Source organism: Sphingomonas edaphi (assembly GCF_003583725.1).
In the GTDB taxonomy this organism is placed as follows: Bacteria; Pseudomonadota; Alphaproteobacteria; order Sphingomonadales; family Sphingomonadaceae; genus Sphingomicrobium; species Sphingomicrobium edaphi.
Window position 1 is genome coordinate 269,117 of the sequence record NZ_QXTF01000001.1, and the last position, 26,319, is coordinate 295,435.

Annotated in this window: 23 protein-coding genes and 1 pseudogene; 9 read left to right on the top strand and 15 right to left on the bottom strand. The window is 62.9% G+C overall.

Features of this window, described 5'->3' with window-relative positions; genetic code table 11:
• The 5 genes from D3M59_RS01385 to dapA are packed head-to-tail and all read right to left on the bottom strand — an operon-like array spanning position 1 to position 6,412.
• The gene (locus tag D3M59_RS01385; protein ID WP_407695420.1) at positions 1-2,397 is read right to left on the bottom strand and encodes a hybrid sensor histidine kinase/response regulator; all 2,397 of its coding nucleotides are present in this window, start codon (positions 2,395-2,397) and stop codon (positions 1-3) included.
• Entirely contained in the window at positions 2,398-4,461 is a 2,064-nt protein-coding gene (locus tag D3M59_RS01390; protein WP_119530898.1) for a M13 family metallopeptidase, read from the bottom strand. It abuts the gene before it with no gap.
• 35 nt (positions 4,462-4,496) lie between these two features.
• Entirely contained in the window at positions 4,497-5,054 is a 558-nt protein-coding gene (locus D3M59_RS01395; RefSeq protein ID WP_119530900.1) for a DUF2062 domain-containing protein, read from the bottom strand.
• On the bottom strand, positions 5,047-5,532 hold the full coding sequence (gene smpB / locus D3M59_RS01400) for an SsrA-binding protein SmpB (RefSeq protein ID WP_119530902.1): 486 nt from the start codon (positions 5,530-5,532) through the stop codon (positions 5,047-5,049). Before smpB ends, D3M59_RS01395 begins: the two co-directional genes overlap by 8 nt.
• Positions 5,533-5,539: 7 nt before the next feature.
• A complete protein-coding gene (gene dapA, locus D3M59_RS01405) occupies positions 5,540-6,412 on the bottom strand; it encodes a 4-hydroxy-tetrahydrodipicolinate synthase (protein ID WP_119530904.1) in 873 nt (290 codons plus the stop codon).
• Between the two features lie 101 nt (positions 6,413-6,513).
• Between dapA and D3M59_RS01410 the strand changes: the two genes are divergently transcribed.
• Together D3M59_RS01410 and greB are read left to right on the top strand one after the other, a co-directional pair.
• Entirely contained in the window at positions 6,514-8,481 is a 1,968-nt protein-coding gene (locus D3M59_RS01410) for a lytic transglycosylase domain-containing protein (protein ID WP_158581914.1), read from the top strand.
• 11 nt (positions 8,482-8,492) lie between these two features.
• Positions 8,493-8,993 carry a transcription elongation factor GreB gene (gene greB, locus D3M59_RS01415; RefSeq protein WP_119530908.1) on the top strand — a complete coding sequence of 167 codons (501 nt, stop codon included), beginning with the start codon at positions 8,493-8,495 and terminating at the stop codon, positions 8,991-8,993.
• On the opposite strand, the gene D3M59_RS01420 is transcribed toward greB, so the two are convergent.
• On the bottom strand, positions 8,990-9,781 hold the full coding sequence (locus D3M59_RS01420) for a polyphosphate kinase 2 family protein (protein WP_158581915.1): 792 nt from the start codon (positions 9,779-9,781) through the stop codon (positions 8,990-8,992). The genes greB and D3M59_RS01420 overlap by 4 nt on opposite strands.
• Before the next feature lie 82 nt (positions 9,782-9,863).
• Positions 9,864-11,651, bottom strand: coding sequence for an aspartate--tRNA ligase (aspS, locus tag D3M59_RS01425; RefSeq protein ID WP_119530912.1), 1,788 nt, complete (start codon positions 11,649-11,651; stop codon positions 9,864-9,866).
• 114 nt (positions 11,652-11,765) lie between these two features.
• Between aspS and rnd the strand changes: the two genes are divergently transcribed.
• Positions 11,766-12,968: a ribonuclease D gene (gene rnd / locus D3M59_RS01430; RefSeq protein WP_119532809.1), complete on the top strand. Its 1,203-nt coding sequence runs from the start codon at positions 11,766-11,768 to the stop codon at positions 12,966-12,968.
• Between the two features lie 35 nt (positions 12,969-13,003).
• Positions 13,004-13,297, top strand: a complete 294-nt coding sequence (locus D3M59_RS01435; RefSeq protein ID WP_158581916.1) for an I78 family peptidase inhibitor — start codon at positions 13,004-13,006, stop codon at positions 13,295-13,297.
• Here D3M59_RS01435 and D3M59_RS01440 read toward each other — a convergent pair.
• The 4 genes from D3M59_RS01440 to D3M59_RS12010 are packed head-to-tail and all read right to left on the bottom strand — an operon-like array spanning position 13,294 to position 18,713.
• Entirely contained in the window at positions 13,294-14,757 is a 1,464-nt protein-coding gene (locus D3M59_RS01440; RefSeq protein ID WP_119530916.1) for a Ppx/GppA family phosphatase, read from the bottom strand. The genes D3M59_RS01435 and D3M59_RS01440 overlap by 4 nt on opposite strands.
• A gap of 4 nt (positions 14,758-14,761) precedes the next feature.
• The gene (locus D3M59_RS01445) at positions 14,762-16,888 is read right to left on the bottom strand and encodes an RNA degradosome polyphosphate kinase (protein WP_119530918.1); all 2,127 of its coding nucleotides are present in this window, start codon (positions 16,886-16,888) and stop codon (positions 14,762-14,764) included.
• Positions 16,885-17,514 carry a P-loop NTPase family protein gene (locus D3M59_RS01450; protein WP_158581917.1) on the bottom strand — a complete coding sequence of 210 codons (630 nt, stop codon included), beginning with the start codon at positions 17,512-17,514 and terminating at the stop codon, positions 16,885-16,887. Before D3M59_RS01450 ends, D3M59_RS01445 begins: the two co-directional genes overlap by 4 nt.
• A complete protein-coding gene (locus tag D3M59_RS12010; RefSeq protein WP_158581918.1) occupies positions 17,511-18,713 on the bottom strand; it encodes a heavy-metal-associated domain-containing protein in 1,203 nt (400 codons plus the stop codon). Before D3M59_RS12010 ends, D3M59_RS01450 begins: the two co-directional genes overlap by 4 nt.
• A 62-nt stretch (positions 18,714-18,775) precedes the next feature.
• Between D3M59_RS12010 and purM the strand changes: the two genes are divergently transcribed.
• From purM to D3M59_RS01475, 5 genes and pseudogenes are all read left to right on the top strand, one after another.
• A complete protein-coding gene (purM, locus tag D3M59_RS01455) occupies positions 18,776-19,867 on the top strand; it encodes a phosphoribosylformylglycinamidine cyclo-ligase (RefSeq protein WP_119530922.1) in 1,092 nt (363 codons plus the stop codon).
• Positions 19,860-20,819: a phosphoribosylglycinamide formyltransferase gene (purN, locus tag D3M59_RS01460; protein WP_119530924.1), complete on the top strand. Its 960-nt coding sequence runs from the start codon at positions 19,860-19,862 to the stop codon at positions 20,817-20,819. Before purM ends, purN begins: the two co-directional genes overlap by 8 nt.
• A 245-nt stretch (positions 20,820-21,064) precedes the next feature.
• Positions 21,065-21,622 carry a dihydrofolate reductase family protein gene (locus D3M59_RS01465; RefSeq protein ID WP_119530926.1) on the top strand — a complete coding sequence of 186 codons (558 nt, stop codon included), beginning with the start codon at positions 21,065-21,067 and terminating at the stop codon, positions 21,620-21,622.
• A 261-nt stretch (positions 21,623-21,883) separates the two neighbouring features.
• Positions 21,884-22,126, top strand: a pseudogene (locus D3M59_RS12180) (IS30 family transposase); the annotation flags it as partial.
• Positions 22,127-22,247: 121 nt separating this feature from the next.
• Positions 22,248-22,673, top strand: coding sequence for a DUF6265 family protein (locus D3M59_RS01475; RefSeq protein ID WP_119530928.1), 426 nt, complete (start codon positions 22,248-22,250; stop codon positions 22,671-22,673).
• Here the strand turns inward: D3M59_RS01475 and D3M59_RS01480 are convergent.
• The 4 genes from D3M59_RS01480 to D3M59_RS01495 all read right to left on the bottom strand — a co-directional run bounded on the left by D3M59_RS01480 (position 22,670) and on the right by D3M59_RS01495 (position 26,314).
• Positions 22,670-23,737, bottom strand: coding sequence for a retroviral-like aspartic protease family protein (locus tag D3M59_RS01480; RefSeq protein WP_158581919.1), 1,068 nt, complete (start codon positions 23,735-23,737; stop codon positions 22,670-22,672). The genes D3M59_RS01475 and D3M59_RS01480 overlap by 4 nt on opposite strands.
• 157 nt (positions 23,738-23,894) lie before the next feature.
• Positions 23,895-24,317, bottom strand: a complete 423-nt coding sequence (gene ndk, locus D3M59_RS01485) for a nucleoside-diphosphate kinase (protein WP_119530932.1) — start codon at positions 24,315-24,317, stop codon at positions 23,895-23,897.
• A gap of 75 nt (positions 24,318-24,392) precedes the next feature.
• A complete protein-coding gene (locus D3M59_RS01490; RefSeq protein ID WP_119530934.1) occupies positions 24,393-24,830 on the bottom strand; it encodes a DNA polymerase III subunit chi in 438 nt (145 codons plus the stop codon).
• Positions 24,831-24,850: 20 nt separating this feature from the next.
• Positions 24,851-26,314: a leucyl aminopeptidase gene (locus tag D3M59_RS01495; RefSeq protein WP_119530936.1), complete on the bottom strand. Its 1,464-nt coding sequence runs from the start codon at positions 26,312-26,314 to the stop codon at positions 24,851-24,853.
• Positions 26,315-26,319: the final 5 nt, after the last annotated feature.

Below are 26,319 nucleotides of genomic sequence, written 5' to 3' on the forward strand. Positions count from 1 at the left end.
CTATTTATCAGTCAGTGCCTTGCGGACCGCTTCAGCCAATTCCTGGACCGAGAAGGGCTTAGGAAGAAAGGCAACGTTGGCGATGTCGATCGACTTCCTCAGCTGCTCTTCGGCATAGCCCGACATGAACAGGATCGGGAGGTCGGGCCGCGACTTACGCGCCTCTCGCACCATCGTTGGTCCATCCATCAGGGGCATGACCACGTCCGAAATCAGCAGCGCGATCTCGTCGCCCCGGTCGACGATCTCCAGTGCTTCCTCGCCATTGTTGGCGGTCAACACCTTGTAGCCATGACGGGTGAGGGCCCGCTCGGCGACGGTCCGCACCATCGGCTCGTCTTCCACCAGCAGGATCGTGCCCGTACCCCAAAGCTCGTTTTCCGCGTCGGCGGCCTTGGGTTTCTTCGCTCCGGCCTGCTTGTCCTCATCGACATGATGGACAGGGAGGTAAATGGTGAAGCGCGTACCCGATCCGACCTTGGAATCGGCAAAAATGAACCCACCGGACTGCTTGACGATGCCGTAAACGGTCGACAGCCCAAGTCCCGTCCCCTTGCCGACTTCCTTGGTCGTGAAGAAGGGCTCGAACACCTTACCCAGGATGGAAGCCGATATGCCCGTACCCGTGTCGGCGATCGACAGCGCGGAATAGTCGGCGATGGGCAAGATGTCGCTGCCAAGGTCCGCGACTTGGTCCGCCTTCACCGCGTAGGTTTGGATAGTAAGCGTTCCGCCGCCCCCGCCTGCCATTGCATCTCGGGCGTTGACCGCGAGGTTGACAATGACCTGCTCAAGCTGCCCAGGATCGGCGCGCACAGCTCCAAGGTCGCGGCCGTGCTTGACGACTAGTTGCACGGTTTCGCCGAGCAGGCGCTTTAACAGGTGCGACACTTCACTGACCACGTCGGGAAGCTGAAGGATCTGCGGCCGCAACGTCTGCTGCCTGGAGAATGCAAGCAGCTGCCGCGTCAGGCCTGCCGCGCGGTTCGAGTTCGACTTGATCTGCTGGATGTCGTCATAGTCGGTATCACCCGGCGTGTGCCGCATCAGCATCAGGTCGCAATGGCCAATGATAGCTGTCAGAATATTGTTGAAATCGTGTGCCACGCCGCCCGCCAGTTGGCCGACGGCCTGCATCTTGGTCGCCTGGGCGACCTGCCGCTTGAGTTTTGCTTCCTCGCTATTGTCCTTGAGCAGGAGCAGGACCGCGGCGTCGCCAAGGCCTCTCAGGCCCGCAACCGTCAGCGCGACGGGCTCTGTCGGCTGATGCTTCAGGCGGACCGGCAAATCGCCAGACATCGCCGGGCCGCGGGCATTGCGCCGGACGGCGTCGGCCACGGCCGCCTTGTCTTCCTTGACGACAAGGTCCCCTGGGTAGGCCGGCATGTCGTCGAGCTTCAGTCCACCTGCGATACGAAACGCCTTGTTCATGGTCAGGAACCGACCGTCGCGATCAACTAGCGCCAAGCCAATCGGAAGCATCTCCAGCAGCACTTGAACATTGGTGGAATTAGCCAGGCTGGGCCCGTCATTCGATTCGAAAAGCAGCAGGGTTCCCGCACCGCCCTCGCCGCCAAGGTCCAGCGGGACATGAACACCCCGGAACGTCGGACCGTCCGGCCCTTCTGCTATGAGGCGCAGCAAGCCGCCTTCGGAATGATCGACAAGCTGGTCGAACGTGGGCGGATGCAAAGCTTGCGGAGTTCCGCCCAACGCCCGGTTTGCAAACGGCCGATTGGCCGCCACCAGGCGGCCGTCGTCATCGACCAGCGCGGCAAGTACTCCCGCCGATGCCAACCGCTCACCTGTCGCGCCCGCTACGCGCTCAGCGGCGACGTCGATTAGGTCGGGTTCGGCCGCGCCCGAGAACCGCCACAGCAGCAAGTCCTGCCGCGCTCCGGCCCGCGCTACACTGACCGCGACGGTTCCGCCGATAAGCGGCACATCAGCGAGCTGGTGCTGGCCATCGCGAAGAGCTGCGTCCCGTGCCGATGCTAACTGGCCGCGAACGCTCTCATCGTCTCCAAGGTCCGTCGGGGACGTAAGCGACGGAAAGCGAGCACGGTAGGCGGCGTTGACGGATTTTAGCTCGCCGTCTGCGCCGGTCATCGCGACCGGGTCGGTGGACAGCGCCAAGGCCGATCCCACAAGCTCAAGGTCCGGAACGAGGAGCGGCGCTACTTCGATGGAACGCGCACCGCGCCGATCGATCACGAACGCCGCCACTAACATCGCGACGAAACCGGCGAGAAAGAGGCCGGCAAATATTGGTTCGCCGATAGAGTAGAAGAGCAGCGCCCCGCTGGCTGCCGCTGCGGCGACCAACGCTGGAACGAGCCAGCGCAGGCCGCCGTCAAACGGCTTGGAGTCAGTGAAGTCGATCTGCTCGTAGATCAATTACCACATCCGAACGCGCTGTTCGGGGGCAAGATACAGTTTCTGGCCCGGCTGTACATTGTAGGCCTGGTACCATGGATCCAGGTTGCGAACGACGGCCGCGCGCTGCTCCGAGGGCGAATGCGGATCGGTGATCAATCGCTGCCGAAGGTTGGCCTCGCGATAATTGCGCCGCCAGACTTGCGCCCAACCGAGGTAGAAACGCTGGTCGCCGGTCGTGCCGTCGATCACCGGAGCGTCCTGCCCGTTCAGCGAGTGCTTGTAGGCGTCATAGGCGACCGTCAGGCCGGCGAGGTCGCCGATATTTTCGCCTAGCGTGAAGGCGCCCTGGACACGTGCGCCCGGGAATATCTCATAGGCATCATATTGGGCGATCAGCGCCTTGCCGGCCGCTTCGAAAGCTTTGCGGTCGGCATCAGTCCACCACTCGTTGAGACGACCGTTCTCGTCGTACTTCGCGCCTTGGTCGTCAAAGTGATGACTGATTTCATGCCCGATCACCGCGCCGATACCACCATAATTGATTGCCGGGTCCGCGTGCGGATCGAAGAAAGGCGGCTGCAGGATTGCCGCCGGGAAGACGATCTCGCTCATGTTGAAATTGGCGTAAGCGTTGATGGTCATGGGAGTCATCAGCCACTCCCATTTGCGGACCGGGCCACCAAGCTTGCCGAGCTGATATTCATGCTCAAACTCGGCGGAGCGCATCGCGTTGCCGAGAGCATCGCCCGCACGAATGTCGAGGCCCGCATATTCGCGCCACTGATCCGGATAGCCGATCTTGGCGTTGAAGTTCGCAAGTTTGGCCCGGGCGCGCGCCTTGGTTTCCGGCGCCATCCAGGCCAAGCCGTCGATCCGGCGGCCCATTGCTGCCAGAACATTTTTGACCAGCTCGTCAGCGGCCGCTTTCGTTTCCGGTGGGAAATAGCGCTGGACGTAGACTTGGCTGACCTCGTCGGCCAGCGCCGCGCTGGTGAAGCTCACGCCTCGCTTCCAGCGCTCTTCCTGCTGGGGTGTGCCCGACAGCGCGGTGCCGTAGAAAGCGAAAACGGTGTCGTCGACGTTCTTGGGTAGCACCCCCGCATAGGTCGACATCGACCGGACGAGCAGCTGGTCCTTCAGCACGCCAAGCGGGGCCTTGGCAACGGCCGCCGCAATGCCGGTGAAGGCCGACGGCTGGTATACGATGACCTGGTCGCCCTTCGCGCCGACGCCATTGAGATAGGTCCGGAAATCAAAGCCTGGGGCACGGCGCTGCAACTCGGCGATGGTCAGCTTATTGTACGTCTTGGTCGCGTCGCGGCTCTCGACCTGCGTCCAGTGCGCCTTGGCGACCGTGGTTTCGTAATCAAGGATTGCCTTGGCGCGGGCCTGAGCATTGGATTCACCGGCCAGCGTCAGTATGCTGGTCAGGAACTGGAGATATTTGCCGCGGGTCTCGGCGATCTTGGCGTCGGTCTTCAGGTAGTAGTCGCGATCGGGCATGCCGATCCCGGCCTGGACCATGTTCAGGATGTACTGGTCGTTCTGCTTGTCATCGAGGTTGACGAACTCGCCGAATGGGCCACCGATACCGAGGCGATCGGCCTTGGCAGCAAGCGCGGCATAGCCCGACTTGCTCGAAAGGGAGCGGATTTCGTCCAGCCACGGCTTCATTCCGTCCAGACCGCGAGCATCGATCGCAGCGGTATCGAGATAGCTGTTATAAGCGATGCCGATCTTGCTGTTTGGATCCTTCGCCGCATCTTCAATTATCGAACGGGTCCGCTCCTTTGAAAGGTCGTCCAGCTTCGTGAACATGCCATAGTTGGACTTATCGGCCGGGATTGGCGTGTTCTTCGCCCAAGTGCCGTTAGCAAACTGGTAGAAATTGTCGCCCGGAAGGACGGTGCGATCCATGCCTGCCACGTCGAAGCCAAAGGTTCCGATCTCAGGAGCAGCCGGCGGTACTGGCGCCGGAGCCGGAACCTCGACAGGCGTCGCCGGTACCGGTTCGCTAGTCGTCGCCGTGGTGCAACCGGCCAGCGCGGTTCCCGCAGCCAGGATCGCAATATACTTCCGCATGATGTTCCCCTCCCGAAATACTTGAACTTAGAGCGTTATTCCGATCGCGCGTAACGTTGCCGCCATTTGCGACCGACCCACCAGCGCCATCCGACGAGCGACACTAGATATCCGATCAACGCAAGACCCAGTCCTATGACGAAAAGACCTGATACGAGCGCCGGCGCCGCGTCGGACAGCAACCAGGAGAACCAGCGCCCCACGCTCGCCCCGCTTGTCCTCAACCGCTCAAAGGCAGCGAGGTCGGCATGGAATCCGAGCCGATTGCCGACGTCGATCGCCGCCACCAAGAAAAAGGGCGTCGTTGCTGGATTGGATAGAAAGGTCATTGCAGCCGCGATCGGAATATTCCCGCGCATTGGTATGCACAGCAGCGCCGCTCCGACGATCTGCAAGCCCGGAACCATTAGGAAAATACCGATGAACAGACCTGCGAACACCGCGCGCGGGACCGATCGACGCGTGAATCGCCAAAGTTCGGAATGAGCGACGCGATGACCGAAAGGCTTCAGCCAGCGGCTGGCAAGAACTTCCTCTCGCGATGGTGCATTCTTGTGCAGGAAGCGCTGCCAGAAATTGGGACGACTAGCCATTATGCCTCAACAAACGGCCCTGTTCCCTCTTCCAGTCACGTTCCTTGATCGTCTCGCGCTTGTCGTGGACCTTCTTGCCCCGCGCCAGCGCCAGTTCGACCTTCGCGCGCCCCCGCGAATTGAAATAGATCGACAAGGGGACAAGCGTCAGCCCCTGCCGGTTGATTGCGCCGTACAGCTTCGCAATTTCCCGCCCGCGCATCAGCAACTTGCGGCGCCGGCGTGGTTCATGGCTGCTGTAACCGGCATTGCCATATTGCGGGATTGAGGAGTTGATAAGGAAGACCTCCTCGCCCTCGACCAGCGCATAACTTTCGGCGATCGATCCCTCGCCGGTACGAAGCGCTTTGACCTCGGTGCCTTTCAGCTCGATTCCCGCTTCGAACCGGTCTTCGACGAAATAGTCGTACCGCGCCCGCCGGTTCTCGGCGACCACCTTGGCCTTGTCGAATTCCTTGACGGGGAGCGGCTTGGACAAATTACCCTCAGACGAGCCCCGCATGCGCCAGGGCCTGATCGACCGCCGCCTTGGACGCAGCCGACGCCTCGGTCAATGGCAGCCGAAGCTCGGCCGGAAAGTCGACCATGACTTTCGACAGGGCATATTTGACTGGGCCCGGCGAAGCATCGGTAAATAGCGCCGCGTGCAGCGGATAAAGCCGGTCCTGCAACGCCAGCGCATCTTCCCAGCGATCTTCCCGCATTGCTGCCTGGAATTGCGAGCAAAGCGCGGGCGCGACATTGGCAGTAACCGAAATGCAGCCAACCCCGCCCATGGCGTTGAAACCAAGCGCCATGTCGTCATTACCCGAAAGCTGGACGAACTCCGCTCCGCAGGCCAGGCGCTGCGCTGACACGCGAGCCAGGTTTCCGGTCGCGTCCTTCACGCCGACCACGTTTGGCAGGCGCGCCAGCGTGGCCATCGTCTCGACAGCGATATCGGTGATCGTGCGGGCCGGCACGTTGTAAAGCACGATGGGAATGTCGAGGTCCGCCACAGCAGAGAGGTGGGCGTAGATGCCCTCCTGGTTGGGACGGTTATAATAGGGCGGCACGTGCAATGCCGCGTCAGCGCCCACTTCCTTGGCGTTTTTCGTCAGCTCGATCGCATGAGCAGTATTGTTCGACCCGCAACCGGCGATGACCGGCACCCGCCCACGCGCGATTTCGACGGTTAACTCGATCAGCTTGCGATGCTCGTCGGTTGAAAGTGTCGCGGATTCCCCGGTCGTGCCGCACGGCACCAGCGCATTACTGCCCTCGTCGATCTGCCATTCAACCAACTCTCGGAATATCGCATAATCGACTCGTCCCGCCGCAAAAGGCGTCACCAACGCCGGGATCGATCCGAAAAACATGAATTTTTTCCTTCACCTAGACTAGTCTGCGGGGTTAGGTTGCCCCGGCTACGACGCGTCGTTCACCGCCTGATAAGGACGGGTCCTGCAGGATGTCCAGCATGAGGAGTATGACGATTATCGTTCCGCTTTTGCTTTCCGCTGTCGCTGGTGCTGCAGTCCAGCCTGTGATTCAGACCAGTCCGCCGCGACCGGCCGTTTCCGCCGCCGTTTCGCAGGACATTAACTACGCGCTGGCCGACTGGCGCCGCCTTCGCTCCGCCAGCGGCTATGCTTTCGCTGACTACGCACGCTTCGTGACCTCTAACCCCGGCTGGCCCGGGGAAAGCGCGCTTCGCCGCAATGCCGAAAAGCAGATGCGGCCCGGCGAGAATGCGCTGACCGTCATTTCCTTCTTCCGAACGGATGAACCGACGACCGGCAATGGCTGGGCACGTTTGGCAGAATCCTTCTTGGCAACTGGCAAGCCGGCCGAGGCGCTCGCTGCCGCCCGCCGCGCCTGGACTTCCGCCGACCTATCCGCTTACGACGAGCAATCTCTGTTCGCGCGTTTCGGCTCGCAGATGACGGCCAACGACCATGACCAGCGGGTTGACGCGCTTCTGTTCGAAAAGAAGACCACCGACGCTTACCGCATGATGCCGTGGACGACGCCGACCCGGCGCGGCGCCTTCAACGCACGTATCGCCATGCTGTCGAAGATGGCGGACGCAGATACGCGCTATCAGGCCGTAGCGGGGACCGTGACGTCCGATGCGGGCCTGATGATGGATCGTGCGCGCTACCTGCGCGAGTCGGGTTACGAGACCGCGGCTCGCCAGTTGTTCGCACGACCGCACAATTTCACCTACCGGCCTACGGACGCGGATCGTTTCTATGAAATGATGCAGTTGCTGGCCCAAGGCGCCATGTCCGACCGCCAGTACCAGGTGGCCTACGACATCGCCCGCCAAGTCGATGATGTTTTTGCGCCCGGTGCGGACATCAGCATGAAAAGCTATGGCGTTCGCGACAAATATACGACCCTGACTTGGCTTGCCGGCACCGCCGCCATCGAGCGACTCAACCGCCCGCGCGACGCCGTCGGCTTGTTCGACAAATACGCCAAGGGCGGGCGCTCGCTGCAGGTTGCGACCAAGGGATGGTACTGGGCAGGCCGGGCAGCGGCGCAAGCCGGCGACCCTATGAACGCCCGAGCTCATTTTGAGCGGGCGGCGGCAACGCCTGAGCTGTTCTATGGCCAGTTGGCTCTGGAGCGTCTGGGCCGCATCGTCCCCACTCCCGCCGGAACACCTTCGCTGCTGGTTACTCCGGCGCAGCGCTCGGCTTTTTATCAGAAGCGGCTGGTCCAGGCACTCCGCGCCTTGGGCAGCCAGGGGCGCTGGGACGACCAAACCCTTTTCATCCGAGCCTTGTCCGAAGATGTGACCACTGACGCCGACCGGCTGCTCGCTGTCGAACTCGCGACGGCGTCGGGGCGTCCGGACCTGGCCGTCTGGACTGCCCGTTCCGCTCGCAACGCGGGGTCCGCATTTTACTACAAGGCTGCCTTCCCGACACACGCCTACAGCGTCCCTTCGGGTCGAGCCTGGTCACTGGTCCACGGCATCACCCGCCAGGAATCGAGCTTCGACAAGCGTGCCGTCAGTCACGCGGGTGCGCGCGGGATGATGCAGCTCATGCCCGGCACCGCCAGGGAGCAAGCCGGCAAGATGGGCTATGGCTACGATTATGCGCGCCTGACGTCTGACCCCAATTACAATGTTATGCTCGGCAGCGCTTACTTCCAGCGCTTGGTCAATGCGTGGGACGGCAATTATCCGCTCGCCGTCGCTAGCTATAACGCCGGTGCGGGTAACGTTCGCAAATGGGTCCGCGCCTACGGCGACCCGCGACGTAACGTCGACATCATATCCTGGATCGAAAAAATCCCGTTCATGGAGACGCGCGGCTATGTGCAGCGCGTTCTGGAAAACAGCGTTGTCTACGATCGGCTGAATCCTAGCCTGCCGGGACCGCAACCGGTTCACATCTCCGCATACCTCGGCAAGTCTTCACGACCGGGCTGAGAAACGAGATTATGGCGGACCGTCCGCCGCGCTTCATCACGCCGGAAGGCTTCGCGCGCATCCGCGGCGAATATGAGCAACTGTTCGGTACCGAGCGGCCCAAGCTGGTTGATACTATCGCGTGGGCCGCGGGAAATGGCGACCGGTCGGAGAATGGCGACTACATTTACGGTCGAAAGCGCCTGAGGGAAATTGATCGCCGCCTGTCCTACCTGTCGAAAGTGATGAAGCAAGCAAAGGTCGTGGATCCGGCAAATCAGGAGCAGCGCGATACCGTTCGCTTCGGCGCGACGGTCGAACTGGCCGACGAACAGGACGAGCGCCGGATTCTGACATTGGTAGGCGAGGACGAAGCCGACGCATCGGCCGGACGGATCAGTTGGTCAGCGCCGATTGCCCGTGCATTGGTCGGCGCAAAGGTAGGCGACGAGCGGATCGTTCGCTTGCCCGCGGGCGAAAAAAGCTACGAAATCATGGAAATTCGATATCCGGACGCAGGGCTTTCAGCTTAGCTTGCCTTCTGCTGCGGCGGAAATTGCACCACCGTGTCGCCGTCAGCGGGCGGCTCGGCCGGCATCGCTTTTGCGAACAAGTCGGCAATGACAGTCAACGCCGAGATACACCCGCCCTGTGCGTCGCCACCATCGATCACATGCCACGGTGCCCAGCGCGTATCGGTCTGCTTGAACAGGTCATGCAGCACGTCGACGGTCCGCTCCCGCTGCCCCAGCCCGGCGACATCTTCTTCTGACAGCAGGTGCCGCTTCCACGGATCGGCCTGCCGCTCGCGCAAATTGGCCATCTGCCGCTCGGCCGAGACGTGGAAGAACAGCTTGGCAACAAGCGTCCCGTGGTCACGCTGCTGCGCCTCGAATTCGTTGACCTCGTCGCACGCCCGAGCCCAGCGCTTGTCGTCCAGCCGGCCCGCAACACGTTCCTCGACAATGCGGCGGTACCAGCTGCGATAGAAGATTGTTGTATCTCCCGCCGCCGGCAGGCCGCTCCAGAACGGCGCCAGCCAATGGCGATCGTCGTCCGCCGCGTCCGCGCCGCCGACGTTCCGCACCCGCACATGCGTTGGGTCCCATGCTCCGACCAGCCTGCGAAGCGCGCCCTTCTTGCCCGATCCGATCCAACCTTCGAACAGGATGATCGATCGCTTGCGATGAATGATCTGCGAAGTTTGCAGGCGCGCCAACCGGTCCTGCAACGCAGCTAATGCTGCATCAGGATCGCCGTCGAACGGCGTCGCCCGTTCAAATTCTGTTAAATCAATCGGCACAGGCGAGGCGTAACTCAAAGGATTCTGCCCGGCAATCGGGGAGAGTCCTCGATCCGACGCCTTATTCGTCCCAACGTGGCACGAATGCCACGAGCCGTTGTCAGGCCTTGGGCGTTCCGTCCGCGATCACCCGGATAGACAGCTCTTTCAGCTGCTTGGCCGTCACCGGCGCCGGCGCGTTCATCATCAGGTCTTCCGCCTTCTGATTCATCGGGAAGAGGATGACTTCGCGAATGTTCGGCTCGTCGGCTAGCAGCATGACGATCCGGTCGATTCCCGGCGCTGATCCACCGTGTGGCGGCGCGCCGAACTTGAACGCACCGATCATGCCCGGGAAGCTGGTATCGACTTCCTCGCGGCTGTACCCGGCGATCTCGAACGCCTTGTACATGATATCGGGCCGGTGGTTCCGGATAGCACCGCTGCTTAGCTCCACGCCGTTGCATACGATGTCATACTGCCATGCGAGGATGTCGAGCGGATCCTTCGTTTCCAGCGCTTCCATTCCGCCCTGCGGCATCGAAAAGGGATTGTGGCTGAAGTCGACCTTCTTCTGCTCGTCGTTATACTCGAACATCGGGAAGTCGACGATCCAGCAGAAGCGGAAGGCACCCTCCTCGATCAGGCCGAGCTGCTCGGCCACACGGGTGCGCGCAAAGCCCGCCAGCTTTGCAGCTTCCGTTTCCTTGCCCGCGGCGAAGAAGATCCCGTCGTCAGGACCGATGCCCATCTGCTCCGCGATGTTGTCCATGCCGTCGGCGCCATGGTTCTTGGCGATCGGACCACCCCACTCGCCGCCCTTGCGGGTCGCGTAGCCTAACCCCGCGAAGCCTTCGCTCCGCGCCCATTCGTTCATGTCATCGAAGAACTTGCGGCTCTTTTCAGCGGTTCTCGGGGCTGCCACCGCGCGGACGGCCATGCCCTTTTCGACCAACCCTGCAAACAGTCCGAAGCCCGAACCCTTGAAGTGCTCGCCGACGTCATGGATGATCAGCGGGTTGCGCAGGTCCGGCTTGTCGCTGCCATATTTCAGCATCGCTTCCTTGTATGGGATACGCGGATACTCACCCGCCGGAGTGACAGACTTGCCCCCGGCGAACTCGCTGAACACGCCGGACAGTACCGGTTCGATCGCCGCGAACACATCGTCTTGCGTCACAAAGCTCATTTCGAAGTCGAGCTGGTAGAATTCGCCCGGGCTACGGTCGGCGCGAGCGTCCTCGTCGCGAAAACAGGGCGCGATCTGGAAATATCGGTCAAACCCGGCAACCATCAGCAGCTGCTTGAACATCTGCGGCGCCTGCGGAAGCGCGTAGAACTTGCCTGGATGGACGCGGCTGGGCACCAGGTAATCGCGCGCGCCTTCGGGCGACGAGGCGGTCAGAATTGGCGTCTGGAACTCGGTGAAGCCCTGCGCGATCATCCGCTGACGGATCGAAGCGATAACCTTGGATCGCAGCAGGATATTCGCGTGCAGCCGCTCGCGGCGCAGGTCCAGATAGCGATAGCGAAGCCGGATTTCCTCCGGATAATCCTGCTCCCCGGCCACCGGCATCGGCAATTCGTCCGCGCGAGATTGGACCTCGACCTCGCGAGCCACGACCTCGATATCGCCGGTTGCCAGCTTGGCGTTCACTGCCCCGCCCTCGCGCATCACCACATCGCCCGTGATCGTCACCACCGATTCGGCGCGGAGCGCATCCAGCGTCTTCAGCGCCTCGCTCCCTGCTGCGGCAACGACCTGGGTCAGGCCGTAATGGTCGCGCAGATCGATGAACAGAACGCCACCATGGTCGCGCTTGCGATGGATCCAGCCGGACAGGCGGACGGTCGACCCGACGTCGGAACCGCGAAGGTCGGCGCAAGTGTGGGTGCGATAGGCGTGCATGCGTAAATTCTCTTGGGATAAAGGCTGGCGATAAGCGGAAAAATTCGCGCCGTCGCTTCACCTTCCGTCATGGCCTTTGTCAAGGCGCGCCGGTGTCGCTATGGCCCGCCGCAGATGAAAATTCACCCGCTTATCAGTTCCACGGACGACCTCGCCGCCCTCGTTTCCCGCATAAAAGACCATGACTTTGTCGCGGTCGATACCGAATTCATGCGCGAGAACACCTATTGGCCGGATCTTTGCCTGCTGCAGATCGCCAGCCCGGACGAGGCAGCCGCCATCGACCCCAAGGCCGACGGCCTCGACCTCGATCCGTTGCTCGACCTGCTTGTCGACAATGACCAAGTGCTCAAGGTTTTCCACGCCGGTGGCCAGGACCTGGAAATCATTCACAACCTGACGGGCAAAGTGCCCAACCCGCTATTCGATACGCAGATCGCCGCCATGGCGCTCGGCTACGGCGAACAGATTGGCTATTCGAACCTCGTCGAAAGCGTCCTCGGGCATAATCTCGACAAGGGCGCGCGTTTCACCGACTGGTCGCGTCGCCCGCTCGACAAGCGACAAATCGACTATGCCATCGCCGACGTTACCCATCTTGCGACGATTTTTCCCAAGCTGGTGAAGAAGCTGATGAAGACCGGACGGGGCGCCTGGCTAGACGAGGAAATGGAGCGACTCGCCGACCCGTCCAGCTTCGCCTTCGAACCGGAAGATGCCTGGCGCCGCCTGAAGCTGCCAAGCCGCAACCCGGCGGTTCTAGGCCGGTTGAAGGCGCTCGCCGGCTGGCGCGAAACCGAGGCGCGGTCGAAGAACCTGCCGCGCGGCCGCATCATCAAGGACGACACGCTCAACGACCTGGCCGGCCATCCGCCCAAATCGCAGGACGATCTCGGCAAGGTTCGCGGCCTGTCCGCTGGGTGGCGAAACAACGACATCGGCGCCCGGCTGATGGTCGCTCTCTCCAGAGCTACCCCGCTCGACCCGGAAGAACTGCCGGCCCGCGAGCCGCGCCGTCCGGGCCTGACGAAGGATGCCGCGCTAGTGAGCGACCTATTGAAACTGTTGCTCAAAATCCGCGCCAAGGAAGCCGGCGTCGCCGCCAAGCTCATTGCCCGCTCGGACGAGCTTGAGGCGCTGGCAGCTGGTGTGCGCAGTGAACTTAACATCCTGTCTGGCTGGCGGTTCGAGGAATTTGGCCGCGACGCGCTCGACCTCGTCGAAGGTCGCCTCGCTTTCGCAATAGAGAACGGCAAGCTCAAGATGAGCCGTATTCAGCAAGACATTCAGGAACCGGACAGCGCCGCCATCGCTTGATGCCCTCGAAACCGATCACGCGGGAGGACTTTTCGATGCGTAGCTTGATGATTGCCCTGGGCATGGTACCCCTTTCCGCCTGCATGACTACTCCGTCCGGCCATCCCGGCACCGGTGAGCCGGTAATGGCCTGCAATAACGAGGCGCTCGAACAGTTCGTCGGCCAACCCGCCAGCCAGGAACTAGGCGGGCGGATGCTTGCTGCGTCTGGCGCGCGGATGATCCGTTGGGTTCCCAAGGGCGGGGTAGTCACGATGGATTTCCGCGGCGACCGGCTGACGATCGGGCTCGACGACGCCAATCGGGTCGAGACCGCGCGCTGCGGTTAAACGAAGCGGACTTCGCCTACGCGGCCCAGCGTCTTTGCCAATTGGGTCAGCCGCCGCTCGACCGCATCGGAATAAAGCTCGCGATATTTTGACGGAACCGACAGGACGACCTGCTTGGGGGCAAGGGCGATACTGGTCTTGCGAAGCAGCGGCTCAGTCCCACCGCTCAGGCGCTGCGCAAGACGGAGCGCTTTTCCCCATGCTATGACGCGGACTGTCTCATCTTCCGGCAGCAGCGCGCCTAGGTCCTCGCTGAACCCACCATCGCCGCCGAATGCGCTGCACAGGGCGCGGCCCAGCATGGCCCGACCGTACGCGTCGATCCCAACCCAATTGCCGTGGATGGCCATGTCGACCGCACGCTCCGCCCGGTAATCGGGGTGAGCGTTCCATGCGATGTCTCCCAACAGGCAAGCGGCCAGCCGGAGCCGTTGCATTTCTGTCGGCTCGTCGGGAAACAAAGGATCCATCCACTGGTCCAGCGCCGCGCCATGATCACCAAAGCGGCCAAGCTTCTCCCCGACCTCCAGCGCCGCAGCTAGCAACGGGTCTTCATCGCGCGTCGCGTCGTCGAGGTCGCGGTACAGAAGGCCCTCGCGCAGCCCAAACGCCGACACCGTCACGCGTCTGGGTCCAAGCACGTCGATTAGTGCCTCAAGGATAGTCACTGCCGCCGGCAACGTCGGGATGCGCGAGGAAGTGATGCCGGTAAGCGCTTTGAGTTCGGCAAGCTCCAGCGTCTGCAGGACGCCGCGCAAATCCTTCAGCCGAGACTGGGGAATTCGGTGATGGTGAATGATCGGAAGCGGATGGCCGGCTGTTTTCATGTCCAGTTGTGCAAGCGCCCGAAACGATCCCCCGACAAGATAGAGGCTATGTCCTCGCGCCGCGTCCTTCAGTCGGCTCGATTTCAGGGCTGACCGGATGCTGCGCACCAGCTCTCCTAGGTCCGGGTCCGTGCCGACGCGCAAGACGCCCAGCGGCAGGGAAATCCCCTCGCCCGCCCCGCCTCGCGCGACCCCGATCAACTCCAGGCTTCCGCCGCCCAGGTCGGCAACGACACCGTTCGCTTTGGGAATGGCCGAGATCACCCCCAAGCCCGACAGCTCGGCCTCTTCCGGCCCGGGAAGCACCCTAGGCTTCAGTCCGACCGCCGCGACCTTCTTCAGGAATGCCGGCCCATTGCTGGCATCGCGCACCGCCGCTGTCGCCACCGCATGGAGCTTTTTCAGGCCCATTTCGCTGGCGAGCCGCCGAAAACGGGCCAGCGCCTGAAGCGTCTTTGCCATCGCTTCGTCGTCAAGCTTGCCGTCCCTTGGCAGCCCGCGGCCGAGCGCCGCCATGACCTTCTCGTTGAACAGCACCGACGGCACCCGCGCTGCGCCGCCATAGGCGACGAAGCGGACGCTGTTGGACCCGATGTCGATGATCCCGACCGGGCCAAAACGCTTGATGGCCATGGCGCTAGCCTCGCTGCGTCAATCGAAGTTTCGGCACGGCTTTGCCTGCCAACGCCTGTCCGCGGCCGGACAAGGACGGATTCGTCATGAAGTAGCGATGCAAGTTGAAGTGGCGCTTCCCGGGCTTCAACCGGCTGTAGCTGCCGTCAGCGCCCAGGACCCAACTCTGCTCATTATCGATAAGGTTGGCGATCATGACCTGGTCGAGCACCTGTGCATGGACGGTGGGGTTTTCCACTGGAAGCATATATTCGACTCGCCGGTCGAAGTTCCGCGGCATCCAGTCCGCCGAACTGATGAAGACCTTGGCCTTGCGATGCGGCAGTCGCGCTCCGTTTGCAAAAACGAATATTCGGCTGTGCTCCAAGAAGCGGCCGACAATTGATTTCACCCGAATGTTGGATGACAGCCCCGGCACGCCGGGCCGCAGGCAGCAGACGCCCCGCACGATCAATTCAATCGACACCCCCGCCTCGCTTGCCTCGTACAGCTTGTCGATCACTTGCCGGTCGACCAGGCTGTTCATCTTCGCCCAGACGGCCGACGGCTTTCCTTCCTTGGCGTTCGCGATTTCCGCATCGATCAGCGCCAGTATCTTTTCCCGGAGCCCGCGCGGACTGAGGGTTAAGAGCTCCAGGCCCTTGGGCTGCACGTAGCCGGTGGTCAGGTTGAATAGCTTGGCGGCGTCTCGCGCCGCGCGCCGCGAAGCCGTGAAATAGCTCAGGTCCGTGTAAATCCGCGCCGTCGTAGGATGGTAATTGCCCGTTCCAAAGTGGCAGTAGGTCCGCATCACCGCGCCCTCGCGTCGGATGACCATCGAGATCTTGGCGTGCGTCTTCCACTCCACGAAGCCGTAGATTACCTGAACGCCCGCCCTCTCGAGCCGGCTTGCCCACAACAGGTTCTGCTCCTCGTCGAAGCGCGCCTTCAGTTCGACGACCGCGGTGACCGACTTTCCGGCTTCCGCTGCTGCAACCAGCGCGTCGATAATCGCCGATTGCTTGCCCGCCCGGTAAAGCGTTTGCTTGATCGCGACGACATTGGGATCCTCGGCCGCTTGCCGCAGGAAGGCGACGACCACTTCGAAACTTTCGTATGGATGGTGAACGATGAAATCCTTGCCCCGAATGGCGGCAAAGCAGTCGCCGTCATGCTCAATGATCCGCTCCGGAAAGCGTGGCGTGTAGGGCGGAAACTTTAGGTCCGGCCGTTCAACCTCGACCAACTGCCCCAAGTCGGCGATCCCGATGAAGCCGGCGCTTTCGACAACCAGCGCCGAGTCCGCTCCGACACCCTCGCGAACCATTGCTTCCAGGTCTCCGGGCGTGTCAGCCGCGAATTCGATACGGATGACCCGCCCGCGCCGCCGCCGCTTGATGGCACTGCGGAAATACCGAACCAAGTCCTCAGCGTCTTCCTCGACCTCGATGTCGCTGTCGCGCAGGAGGCGGAACGCGCCGGCGCCGACCTTCTCGAAGCCTGGGAATATCTGGTCAAAATGCGCGCGGACGACATTCTCCATGGCAATGAAGCGCATCTCCTTGCCCGGCAGCTTCAGGAAGCGCGGCAAGGTCGGCGGGATCATCAGCAGTTCGACGACCGGCTCCGCCCGCTTACCGCGCCTGAGGTCGAACACTAGGCTGAACCCGCCATTGGGGATGAAGGGAAACGGATGCGACGGGTCGATCGCTTGCGGGGTGAGTACTGGCAGGACTTGCTCGCGGAAGTGATCCGCTAGCCAAGCCCGCTCTTCGCCGGTCAGTCCCCCCTCCTGCACAACCTGCAATGCGGATTCGGCCAGTGCCTCGCGAAGGACCAGCCATTCCGCCTGTTGCGACACGACCAGAGCGTCCGCTTCCTCGGCGATAGCGTCGAGTTGCTGCGTCGCGGTCATCCCGTCAGCGCTAAGGTCGTCGATACCCTGCAACTGATGCGCCTTCAGGCCCGCAACGCGCACCATGAAAAATTCGTCCAGATTGGTGCCTGAAATCGACAAGAACCGCAGCCGCTCGAGCAGCGGATGGGCGCCATTGGTCGCTTCCTCCAGTACGCGCCGGTTGAACGCGAGCCAGCTCAGCTCGCGGTTAAACAGGCGGGCCGGCGCTTCGGCGATCTTGCGCTCCACGTTCATGCCGCCCCCCTAGCCTCCAGAATGCCGCCGTCACCAAGGGCCCGGCGGATAGTTGGCAGCGTCAGCCGTGCCCGCTCGGCAATGGCGAAACGGTCTATGGTCTCCACCACCCGCTCGGCCATCCAATAGGTTCGTTCTACCCGCTCGGAGATATATTTCAGCGCCTCCTCCGGAATATGGACGCCCCGGTCGGCAAACAGCAGCCGGATGACCGACCGGAACAGCTCGTCATCGGGCAGGCCAATCCGCGCGATCGGGGTAATCGCCAGCCGCGTCCGCAAGTCCGGAAGCGCGATTTCCCACTGCGGTGGCACCTCGTCGGCAATCATCACCAGGGGCCGCCCGTCATCCTGCGCGGCATTCCAGGCATGGAACAGGTCCGCCTCGTTCTGCCGTTCCGCTCGGTCGTAAAGCCGCCCGTGTACCCGCTCGACGAAGGCCCGCGCGAGAAGGGACCGACCCGACCGCGGAGGACCCGTCAGGATCGTTGCCTTTACCGGCCAAAGGCTCCAGCCGCGGAAATGCTCAAACGCCTCGCGGTTCGCGTCGGCAATGATGAAGCGGCTGTCTGCTTGGACCTGCGGCCAGTCGAGCGGCAGCGCGATCTGGTCCGGGCGACCCTTCACGGCGATGGGCTGCTCTGCGGCGCCGGGCTGGGATTGAGCGTGGCGGGCGCCGACGTGACGCTGATCGATGTTCCCGAAGCGCTGGCGCTGAGCCCGCGTGCGATCAACTGGTCCCGGAGCGCCGACGGCCCGCCACTGTAGGTCACGGTAATCACATTGCCAGACCCGGAAATCCGCGCGCCCGGGATCGATCGGATAACGGCCAGACCGTAATCCAACCATGCGGCGTTGGGCGAGCTGATCGATACCGACATGACGGCAGGGACGCTCGGCGCCTCCTCGACAACCTCTTCCTCCTGGACCGGCGGCGGTTGGATTATGAGGTCGGGATCACCACGAACAATTCCTGCCGCCAGCGCCTGCGCGAACAGCTCGTCCATTCGCTGGACTCCCTCGTTCATCATGCGCGGCAAGTCAGCGTTGTCCTTGGCGGTCAGTTCGAAGCTTCCCAGCACTTTCCCGTCCGGCCCGAACTTTCCGATAAAGCGCCCCTTGCTCGGCCCACCCGGATAGAGCCGGTCCAGCCGCACTTCCGCGACCAGGATGTTCGCCGCGCCGTACAGGTCGAGCACGTTGCGCCACCATCCGCGCGCGGGCCGCCGGGTCTGCGCCGCATTGACCAGCAGCGGATCGACGCCGAGTCCGCTAACGCGGACGTAGTCGATCGGGCTTTGCGAGGTGCGGAACTGGGCCCAGGCGCGCTGCCACGGATTGCGCAGCTCGACGCTTGTCTCCGCCCCGCCCATCGTCACGACAGGGATCAGCAGCATTGGCGCAGATCGCGTTGTCTGGCCCGGGACACCCAGCAACTCGCCAGCCCGCGCGCGATCGAACAGCACGCCCAGCGTCGCAATGTATCGCGTCGGCCCGATCTGCTCCCGCTCGACGACGATCGAGCTGACCAGCGTGTCCAACACCGAATCCGACAGGTTGGGCGCTTCGCTCAACGGCCGCTTGTTGGTCTTGGCCCACAGCGCCTTGAAGCCTTGCCTCTGCGCCTCACGCCAGCCCGCATATCGCGCAGAATTGGCATCCTTGCCCGGCACATCGACCTTGATCCCGCTGATTTCCAGCGTTCCCGAACTGTCGATGGGAAGGATACCGCGCTCCGCGCCCTCCATCTGGGCAACGAGAGTCCCGCCCCCGGCGAGGGCGAGGACGGCAGCGGAAAGGAGGACAGCAGGCCGGCGAAAAAGCATCAGGGCGCTTTTGGCGACAATGGCGTGGAATTCCAAGCAGGATATGGCTAGGCGGCTTCGACATGACGCAAAAGCCGCTCACTTACGCCGATGCTGGCGTGTCGATCGCCGCCGGCAACGCTCTGGTGAAAGCCATCGGCCCACTCGCAAAGTCCACTGCCCGCCCTGGCGCGAATGCCGAGCTTGGTGGATTCGGCGGTTTTTTCGACCTGAAGGCGGCGGGATATGAAGATCCGCTGCTGGTCGCCGCGAACGACGGCGTCGGCACGAAGCTCAAACTCGCAATCGAGACAGGCCGCCACGACGGCGTCGGCATCGATCTTGTCGCGATGTGCGTAAACGACCTTATCGTGCAGGGCGCGGAGCCGCTCTTCTTCCTCGACTATTACGCCACCGGGAAACTCGACAACGCCACCGCCACCGCGGTTGTCGCCTCCATCGCCGAAGGATGCCGCCAGGCCAACTGCGCGCTGATCGGCGGCGAAACCGCGGAAATGCCCGGCATGTACAGCGAAGGCGACTACGACCTCGCCGGTTTCTGTGTCGGCGCGGTCGACCGCGCGAAGGCGCTCACAGGCAACGACGTTAGGCCCGGCGATGTTATCCTCGGTCTCGCCAGCTCCGGCGTGCACAGCAATGGCTTCAGCCTCGTCCGCCGGCTCATCGCCGACAACGGGTGGAAACTCGATCGACCCGCTTTGTTCGACCAGGACCGTCTCCTCGGCGACCTGCTGCTCGAACCGACCCGTATCTACGTGAAGAGCCTGCTTCCGCTTGTCCGCGGCGGGAAAATCGCCGCCCTCGCTCACATCACTGGCGGCGGCCTACTCGAGAACATCCCGCGCGTGCTTCCCGAAGGCGCCCACGCGACGGTCGACGCCGACGCATGGCCCCTGCCCCGCCTGTTCGCCTTCCTCCAGGCCGGAGGCGCGATCGAGCCGGGTGAACTGGCTCGCACCTTCAACTGCGGCATTGGCATGATCGCTGTAGTCCGCGCCAATCTGGCCGACGATGTCACCTCCACACTCGAAGCTGCCGGTGAGACCGTCCATCACATCGGCTCGATCCAGGCGGGCGAAAAAGGCTGCACCGTAAGGGGCAGCGCCGAGACCTGGAGCGCTCGCGAAGACTGGTCCGCCATTCATCATGGATAAGGCGCGCGTCGCGGTCCTGATTTCGGGCCGCGGCTCGAACATGGCGGCGCTCCTCTACGCTAGCCGCGCTGACGATTGCCCTTATGACGTCGCGCTCGTCACTGGAGACAAGCCCGACGCTCCAGGCCTCGCGCTGGCGGAGGCAGAAAGGGCGCCGGTCATCCGTCTTGATGCGAAGTCGCTCGGCGCCGACTACTGGGAGGTGCTGCACTCAGCGCTGGAAAAGGCCGGCGTCGATCTCATCGCCCTCGCCGGCTTCATGCGCATCATCCCTAGCGCGTTCGTCGCGCGCTGGGCGGGCCGCATCGTGAACATCCATCCCTCGCTACTCCCGAAGTACAAGGGCCTGCACACGCAGCAACAGGCGCTCGACAATGGCGACACGATCACCGGCGCGACCGTCCACCTAGTGACCCCCGAACTGGATTCGGGCGAAATCCTCGGCCAGGTCGAGGTCGCCGTCCTGCGCGGCGACACGGCGGAAACGCTTGCAGATCGAGTACTGATCGCGGAACATCAGCTCTACCCGCGCATCCTCGGCCGCTACGCAGCCCGCCCGTTCGACGCGGGCTGGATCGAGCAACAGGTCGACGCACTCGCCTCTCGCCTGCCGGAAGTCATACGCAAGACAAGTCATGGGTCGCCCGGCTGGGGCGTCGGCAACGAAAAGACCGCGAAGCTGTTCGCCATCATCGCGGACCATCACCATGGCGAGAAAGCGGTCGGCCTGCTCGTTAAGGCGAGCGGCCCCGACGAAATGACCGGCCTGATCGAGGCGCAGCCAGACATTTACTACTGGCCCAAATACTACGGCGCGAACGGCTGGCTAGGCCTCAAGCTCAACCGCCGCGACGTCGACTGGGGCCAAGTGAACGACTGGCTGGAACGAAGCTGGCGCCAATGCGCCCCGCAACGATTCACCAAATTGATGCGGGCCGCGGACGAGTTCTGAACGTCTGAACCCGCAACCCATTTCGGTCACTAGGTCGGGCGCTATTCTGCCTCTATGACCATTTATGAACTTGCCGCGCTTGAGGCGCTTCACAAGGCTGAATCACGCTAGTTGGCTACCATCTCGTTTCCGGTCGTTCATTCATCAAACTGCGTTACGTCCGGCGCCGACTCATTGCTGAAGTTGAACATCAACCGCGAGCAAGACCTCTTCGGATTCTCCAGAGTTTGGCTTAGGCTAACCTTATGGGATTATTGACCTTCAGCATCAACGTCACCCTAGACGGCTGCGTCGACCACCAGGAGGGAGTTGCCGACGACGAGACGCACGCCTTCTTCACCCATCTTATGGGCGAGAGCGGGGCGATGCTGTGGGGTCGGGTCACCTACGAGATGATGGAGAGCTACTGGCCAGCAGTCGCCCGCGGCGACGAGGAGGCGCCTTCGGCGTTACGCGAGTGGGCGATCAAGCTGGAGGCCAAGCCGAAGTACGTGGTGTCGTCGACGCGAAAGGCCTTCCCGTGGACCAACAGCCACCACATCGCCGGCGACCTGCGCACGGACGTGCAGAGGCTCAAGGACGCGACCCCGGCCGGCGTGCTCCTCGGGAGCGGCAAGCTCGCGACCGAGCTGGACCGGCTAGATCTGATCGACGAGTACAAACTCCTCGTCCACCCCAGGATCGCCGGCCACGGCCCAACCCTTTACCAGAGCGGGCTGCCAAGCACGCGACGGCTCGAGCTGATCTCGGCCACGCCGCTCCGCAGCGGCGCCGTCGCCATGCATTACAAACGCGCCCGCTAATCCAGAGAAGCCTCTTCGCGCTCGGCTCGCGGGCCTGCCGGCCGTAGGATGCGTTCTTTCCGCGTAACACGGTATACCCGCTGATCCTGCTGCCACGGGAGCTCGGTTGATCGGACCGGAGGCCTAAAGCATCCGCAATCATCCCTTGGTCGAGCGGCACTCACGCTACGTGCTGCTGGCCAAGGTGAGTAGCCGCGGCGCCAGCCAGCCGGTGTTCACGGCCCTGCTCAAACAGGCGCATCGCCTCCCGGCGAGCTGGTCAAATCGCGAACCTGGGATCGCGGCAAGGAGATGGCGCGCCACAAGGAGTTTACGCTTGCGACCGATGCCGCAGTCACTTTTGCGACCCGCATAGTCCGTGGCAGCGCGGCTCGAACGAGTACACGAACGGTCTCCTGCGGCAGTACTTCCCAAAGGGCGCCAACCTCAGCGTCCACTCACAGGAGCGCTTGGACGAGATCGCCAGACAGCTTAATGGACGCCCTGAAGACGCTTGGCTTCTAAGCTCCCATCAAGCATTTCGAAGCGTGTGTTGCGATGACCCACTAAAACGGCGGCCCTTCTCGGACAGCCCGCTTCCAATCTGGTACACCCAGAAGCAGACGTCCAATCTCGGAGCGCTCGCATGTTGGCCATCATACTCGCCCTTGCCGAACCTTCAGCCAACCTGCCGCTGCCGGCCTTCCTTGCGGGCTGCTGGATCGAACGGAAAGCCGATGACTGGACCGAGGAGTGCTGGACGGCGCCTAAGGGCGGCCAGATGATGGGCTCCGCCCGCACCGGGAAGGGAGACCGCGTAACTCATTGGGAATGGATGCGCATCGAACGGGACACTTTGGGCAATCCCGTATTCCACGCCTCGCCGAAAGGCGCTCCGGTCGCCTCATTCCCTGTCGTTCGCGCCACGGCGACCGAAATCGAATGGCGCAACCACGTGCACGATTATCCGCAGCGGATAATTTATCGCCTGACCGCCGACGGTATCTACGCCGAAATCAGCCTCGTGGACGGCAGCAAGCCCAATCGCTGGACTTATCGCCGTTCCAACTAATAACGGTCTCTCCGGCACACCTCTTCATTGTCGCCAGACGACAGTTTGGTCGACCAGAAGGATGACGCCGTGCTGATGACCACGCCCGACGTCCCGCAACGCCGCAGTTGAAATCGAACCTTTCGCGCCCGGAAATCCAGGGAAACCCGGCGGAACGTCGCCAGCAGGTCCGTGCCAAGCAACAGCGAAGGCTGGTCGGACAGGCCGAAAACCTTGAACGGCGGCACGTCGGCAAAGGCGATCGGCACATTGCTTAACGTGACCGATCCAAGCTGAAGCCGCTCGATCCGCGCAATCTGAATTGGCACCGTAACACCGGTGACGCCGGTCACCTCGACCGTTTCGAATTTCTGTCGCTTGCGCAGCAGTTTGTCCCGCAGGGCCGTGTTACCGATGGAGATTTCAGATCCTGTGTCGACCACCGCGTCCACGCGCTGTCCTGCTGCCTTGACCTGCGTCAGGATCAGTTGGCCACGGTGACGCCGCGCCGTCACAACAATCTCGCCTGCCAGCATTTTCGCCGGCTGCCGCGCATCCTCGGCCTTGATAACCCTCTTCTCGAAATCCATCATCAGCCGCTGCTGGACCAACGCGTCGATCCCGATCATTCCCTCGCCGCCCAAATCCTCTTCGCGAAGCGCGGGCATCTGCAGGTCGCGAATGGTGCTCTGCCCCATCGACAATTCGGCAACCTGGACCGTGTCGACCCGCGCGCTCGCCGTCATCGCGTGCAACGTGACCGCATTGCCCATCGGCAGCGACAGGTCGCGGGCGATCCGCTGCCCCACCACCGACGTGTCGGCTCCGCTGTCCACCAGGAAGCGATAGGGTCCGCGGCCGTTCACCCGCACCTCTACCGTCATTCGCGTGTTGCTTTTGCGCGCGTTGATGTCCTCCCCGCCTATTGCCAGCTTGTCGTCGATGATCGCGGGCGGCAGAGCCGGCATGGGCGTCGTCGGGACGGGTTGGGGGCGCTGAATCTTCGGGGCGTGCACGGCGCCCACGGCACCGGCGGCCAGTGTCGGAAAGGCGGTCAATACGACCAACAGGAACGAACGAGGCATCACCAATGCGCCTCCACTCCTTGACGTTACCAGCCGAATGATATGCCTCGCCAAGGACTCCCGCCACCGCCGTTGGTCGAAAAGAAAAGGCCGCCGGGGAATTTTCCCCGACGGCCATCCTCTCCCGGATATGACTTCCGGTTTAGCGTATCGGCTTTTAGCCGACGATTTCTTCATCCTTGAAGAAATAGGCGATCTCGATCGCCGCATTCTCGTCGCTGTCCGAACCATGGACGCTGTTCTCGCCGATCGACAGCGCGTGGGTCTTCCGGATCGTGCCTTCGGCGGCGTCGGCCGGGTTGGTCGCACCCATGATATCGCGGTTGCGAGCGACGGCGTCTTCGCCTTCCAGCACCTGGACCACCACCGGCTCGCTGATCATGAACTCGACCAGCTCGCCGAAGAAGGGACGCTCCTTGTGGACCGCGTAAAAGCCTTCGGCCTGATCTTTGGTCATGTGGATGCGCTTCGACGCTACGACGCGCAGACCAGCTTCTTCCAGCATCTTAGTGACCGCGCCGGTCAGGTTGCGGCGGGTAGCGTCGGGCTTGATGATTGAAAAGGTGCGGGTAACCGCCATGGGAAGCTCCAAAAAATCGTGATGGAATGAGAAGTTGGCCGCGCCCCTAGCCGGAGCGGGTCGGAAGGGCAAGGCTCAGGCCTTCTTCACCCACTTCCCCTCTTCCTGCGCCCAGTAATGGCGCTCCACACCGTCCCGCCCGGACAACAACTTCCACGCCAGTCGGGCGCCCTCCAGCGTTTCCGCGTCAAAGAGGTAGAAGGCGCGGTCATAGGCCAGTGCCGCGTCACGCCACTCGCCGTCGGCGATCAGCATGTTACGCGCACGGTTTGGCGCGTCCGTCCCTAGCGACAGCAGGATTGGCTGAGAGGCATCGTCCGCCCCGCCGGCCAGTCCGTGCGGCAGGAAGCTCGCCGCGCTTTGGTCCCACAATTGCCGGTCGAGCCGCGCCAGTGCGCCCTCATCGGCCGAAACGATTAGCAGCCGCTGGCCCTCGTCGATCAGCTTGGCTGCGATCGACGCCACGATGCCGTCCGACGGTGCGCCGCCAAGCTGGTAGAAGTCCACCTGCATCGCGGCGCGCTCCGTCCGGATCAGACGTCGACGGTGTCGGCGATATACTGGTCTAGCAGACGCACGCCGTAGCCGGTCGCGCCCTTGTCGTAAGTTGCCGACGCCTTGTTCGACCAGGCCACCCCGGCAATGTCTAGGTGCGCCCAGGTCACGCCTTCGTCGACGTAGCGCTTCAGGAATTGCGCGGCGGTGATCGAACCGGCCTCGCGCGGGCCGACATTCTTCATATCGGCAATGTCCGAATCGATCAGCCGGTCGTAGGCCTCGCCCAGCGGCTGCCGCCACAATTTGTCGCCGCTTTTGTCGGCTGCCGCGATGAGGCTAGCCGCCAGCTTATCGTCATTGGAAAAGATGCCGGCATATTCATGGCCCAGCGTGATGACCATCGCGCCGGTCAGAGTCGCGAGGTCGATCATCACCTTCGGGTTGAATTGCTTTTGCGCCCAAGTCATCGCGTCGCACAGCACCAGCCGCCCCTCGGCGTCAGTGTTGATTACCTCGACTGTTTGGCCCGACATGGTCGTGACCACGTCGCCCGGGCGCTGCGCATTGCCGTCGGGCATGTTCTCAACCAGCCCGCAGATGCCGACGACATTGGCCTTCGCCTTGCGCGCCGCCAGCGCCTTCATCGCGCCGGCGACGGCACCCGCGCCGCCCATGTCCCACTTCATCCCTTCCATACCAAGCGCCGGCTTGATCGAAATGCCCCCCGTGTCGAACGTTACGCCCTTGCCCACGAAAACCACCGGCGTGTCACCGGCATTTCCGCCATTCCACTTCAAAATCAACAACTTAGGTTCGCGCACAGAGCCCTGCGCCACGCCGAGGAGCGCGCCCATGCCCAGCCGCGCCATCTCATCGCGGCCTAGCACTTGCGCCTCGATGCCCACGCCCTTGATGCTTTCCAACACGCGCTCGACGAAAGTTTCGGGATAGATGATGTTGGCCGGTTCCGTTACCAGCTCCCGCGTCAGCGCCACGCCCTCGACCACACCCGCGTAGCGTGTGGCATAGCGTTCCTCGGCCCCGGTCCCGCCGCCGACGATCGTCACGGTTGTCAGCGTCGGCTTCTGCTTGTCCTTCAGCTTCGTGCGATACCGGTCGTAACGCCAGCTACGCAGCGCCGCCCCGAACGCCACCCGCGCTGCCGCGTCCGCATCATAATCCATTCCCGTCAGGTCGATGACCGCCGACGCCTCCCCGGAGGTGAGCAGCTTCGCGACCGCATTACCGCCCAGCTTCTCGGCAGCGTCCTTACCCTTGGGATCGGTCCCAACGACCAGCAGGCGGCGCCCGCTATCGCTGGCGAGGAAATGCTCCACCGCCGAACCGCTATCACCTTCGAAGCGGCTCCGTTTCAGAGCGGCCTCGACGCTCGCCTGCTCCGCACCCAGTGCGTCGACGGCCGGGCGGCTCTTTCCCGCGGACGGAATGACAACGGCGAAGTCGCCGGTCGGGCGAGTGTCGGCAAAGCGGATCTGCATGAATT

Excerpts from the sequence above, each read along its gene's own strand:
- D3M59_RS01435 (WP_158581916.1), top strand. The coding sequence starts at position 13,004 with ATGCGTAGCTTGATGATTGCCCTGGGCATGGTACCCCTTTCCGCCTGC.
- purM (WP_119530922.1), top strand. The coding sequence starts at position 18,776 with ATGACGCAAAAGCCGCTCACTTACGCCGATGCTGGCGTGTCGATCGCC.
- D3M59_RS01440 (WP_119530916.1), bottom strand. The coding sequence starts at position 14,757 with ATGGCCATCAAGCGTTTTGGCCCGGTCGGGATCATCGACATCGGGTCC.
- aspS (WP_119530912.1), bottom strand. The coding sequence starts at position 11,651 with ATGCACGCCTATCGCACCCACACTTGCGCCGACCTTCGCGGTTCCGAC.
- dapA (WP_119530904.1), bottom strand. The coding sequence starts at position 6,412 with ATGTTTTTCGGATCGATCCCGGCGTTGGTGACGCCTTTTGCGGCGGGA.
- D3M59_RS01465 (WP_119530926.1), top strand. The coding sequence starts at position 21,065 with ATGGGATTATTGACCTTCAGCATCAACGTCACCCTAGACGGCTGCGTC.
- D3M59_RS01475 (WP_119530928.1), top strand. The coding sequence starts at position 22,248 with ATGTTGGCCATCATACTCGCCCTTGCCGAACCTTCAGCCAACCTGCCG.
- greB (WP_119530908.1), top strand. The coding sequence starts at position 8,493 with ATGGCGGACCGTCCGCCGCGCTTCATCACGCCGGAAGGCTTCGCGCGC.
- D3M59_RS01490 (WP_119530934.1), bottom strand. The coding sequence starts at position 24,830 with ATGCAGGTGGACTTCTACCAGCTTGGCGGCGCACCGTCGGACGGCATC.
- purN (WP_119530924.1), top strand. The coding sequence starts at position 19,860 with ATGGATAAGGCGCGCGTCGCGGTCCTGATTTCGGGCCGCGGCTCGAAC.
- D3M59_RS01390 (WP_119530898.1), bottom strand. The coding sequence starts at position 4,461 with ATGCGGAAGTATATTGCGATCCTGGCTGCGGGAACCGCGCTGGCCGGT.
- D3M59_RS01410 (WP_158581914.1), top strand. The coding sequence starts at position 6,514 with ATGAGGAGTATGACGATTATCGTTCCGCTTTTGCTTTCCGCTGTCGCT.
- rnd (WP_119532809.1), top strand. The coding sequence starts at position 11,766 with ATGAAAATTCACCCGCTTATCAGTTCCACGGACGACCTCGCCGCCCTC.
- D3M59_RS12010 (WP_158581918.1), bottom strand. The coding sequence starts at position 18,713 with ATGCTTTTTCGCCGGCCTGCTGTCCTCCTTTCCGCTGCCGTCCTCGCC.
- ndk (WP_119530932.1), bottom strand. The coding sequence starts at position 24,317 with ATGGCGGTTACCCGCACCTTTTCAATCATCAAGCCCGACGCTACCCGC.
- D3M59_RS01495 (WP_119530936.1), bottom strand. The coding sequence starts at position 26,314 with ATGCAGATCCGCTTTGCCGACACTCGCCCGACCGGCGACTTCGCCGTT.
- D3M59_RS01480 (WP_158581919.1), bottom strand. The coding sequence starts at position 23,737 with ATGCCTCGTTCGTTCCTGTTGGTCGTATTGACCGCCTTTCCGACACTG.
- D3M59_RS01395 (WP_119530900.1), bottom strand. The coding sequence starts at position 5,054 with ATGGCTAGTCGTCCCAATTTCTGGCAGCGCTTCCTGCACAAGAATGCA.
- D3M59_RS01445 (WP_119530918.1), bottom strand. The coding sequence starts at position 16,888 with ATGAACGTGGAGCGCAAGATCGCCGAAGCGCCGGCCCGCCTGTTTAAC.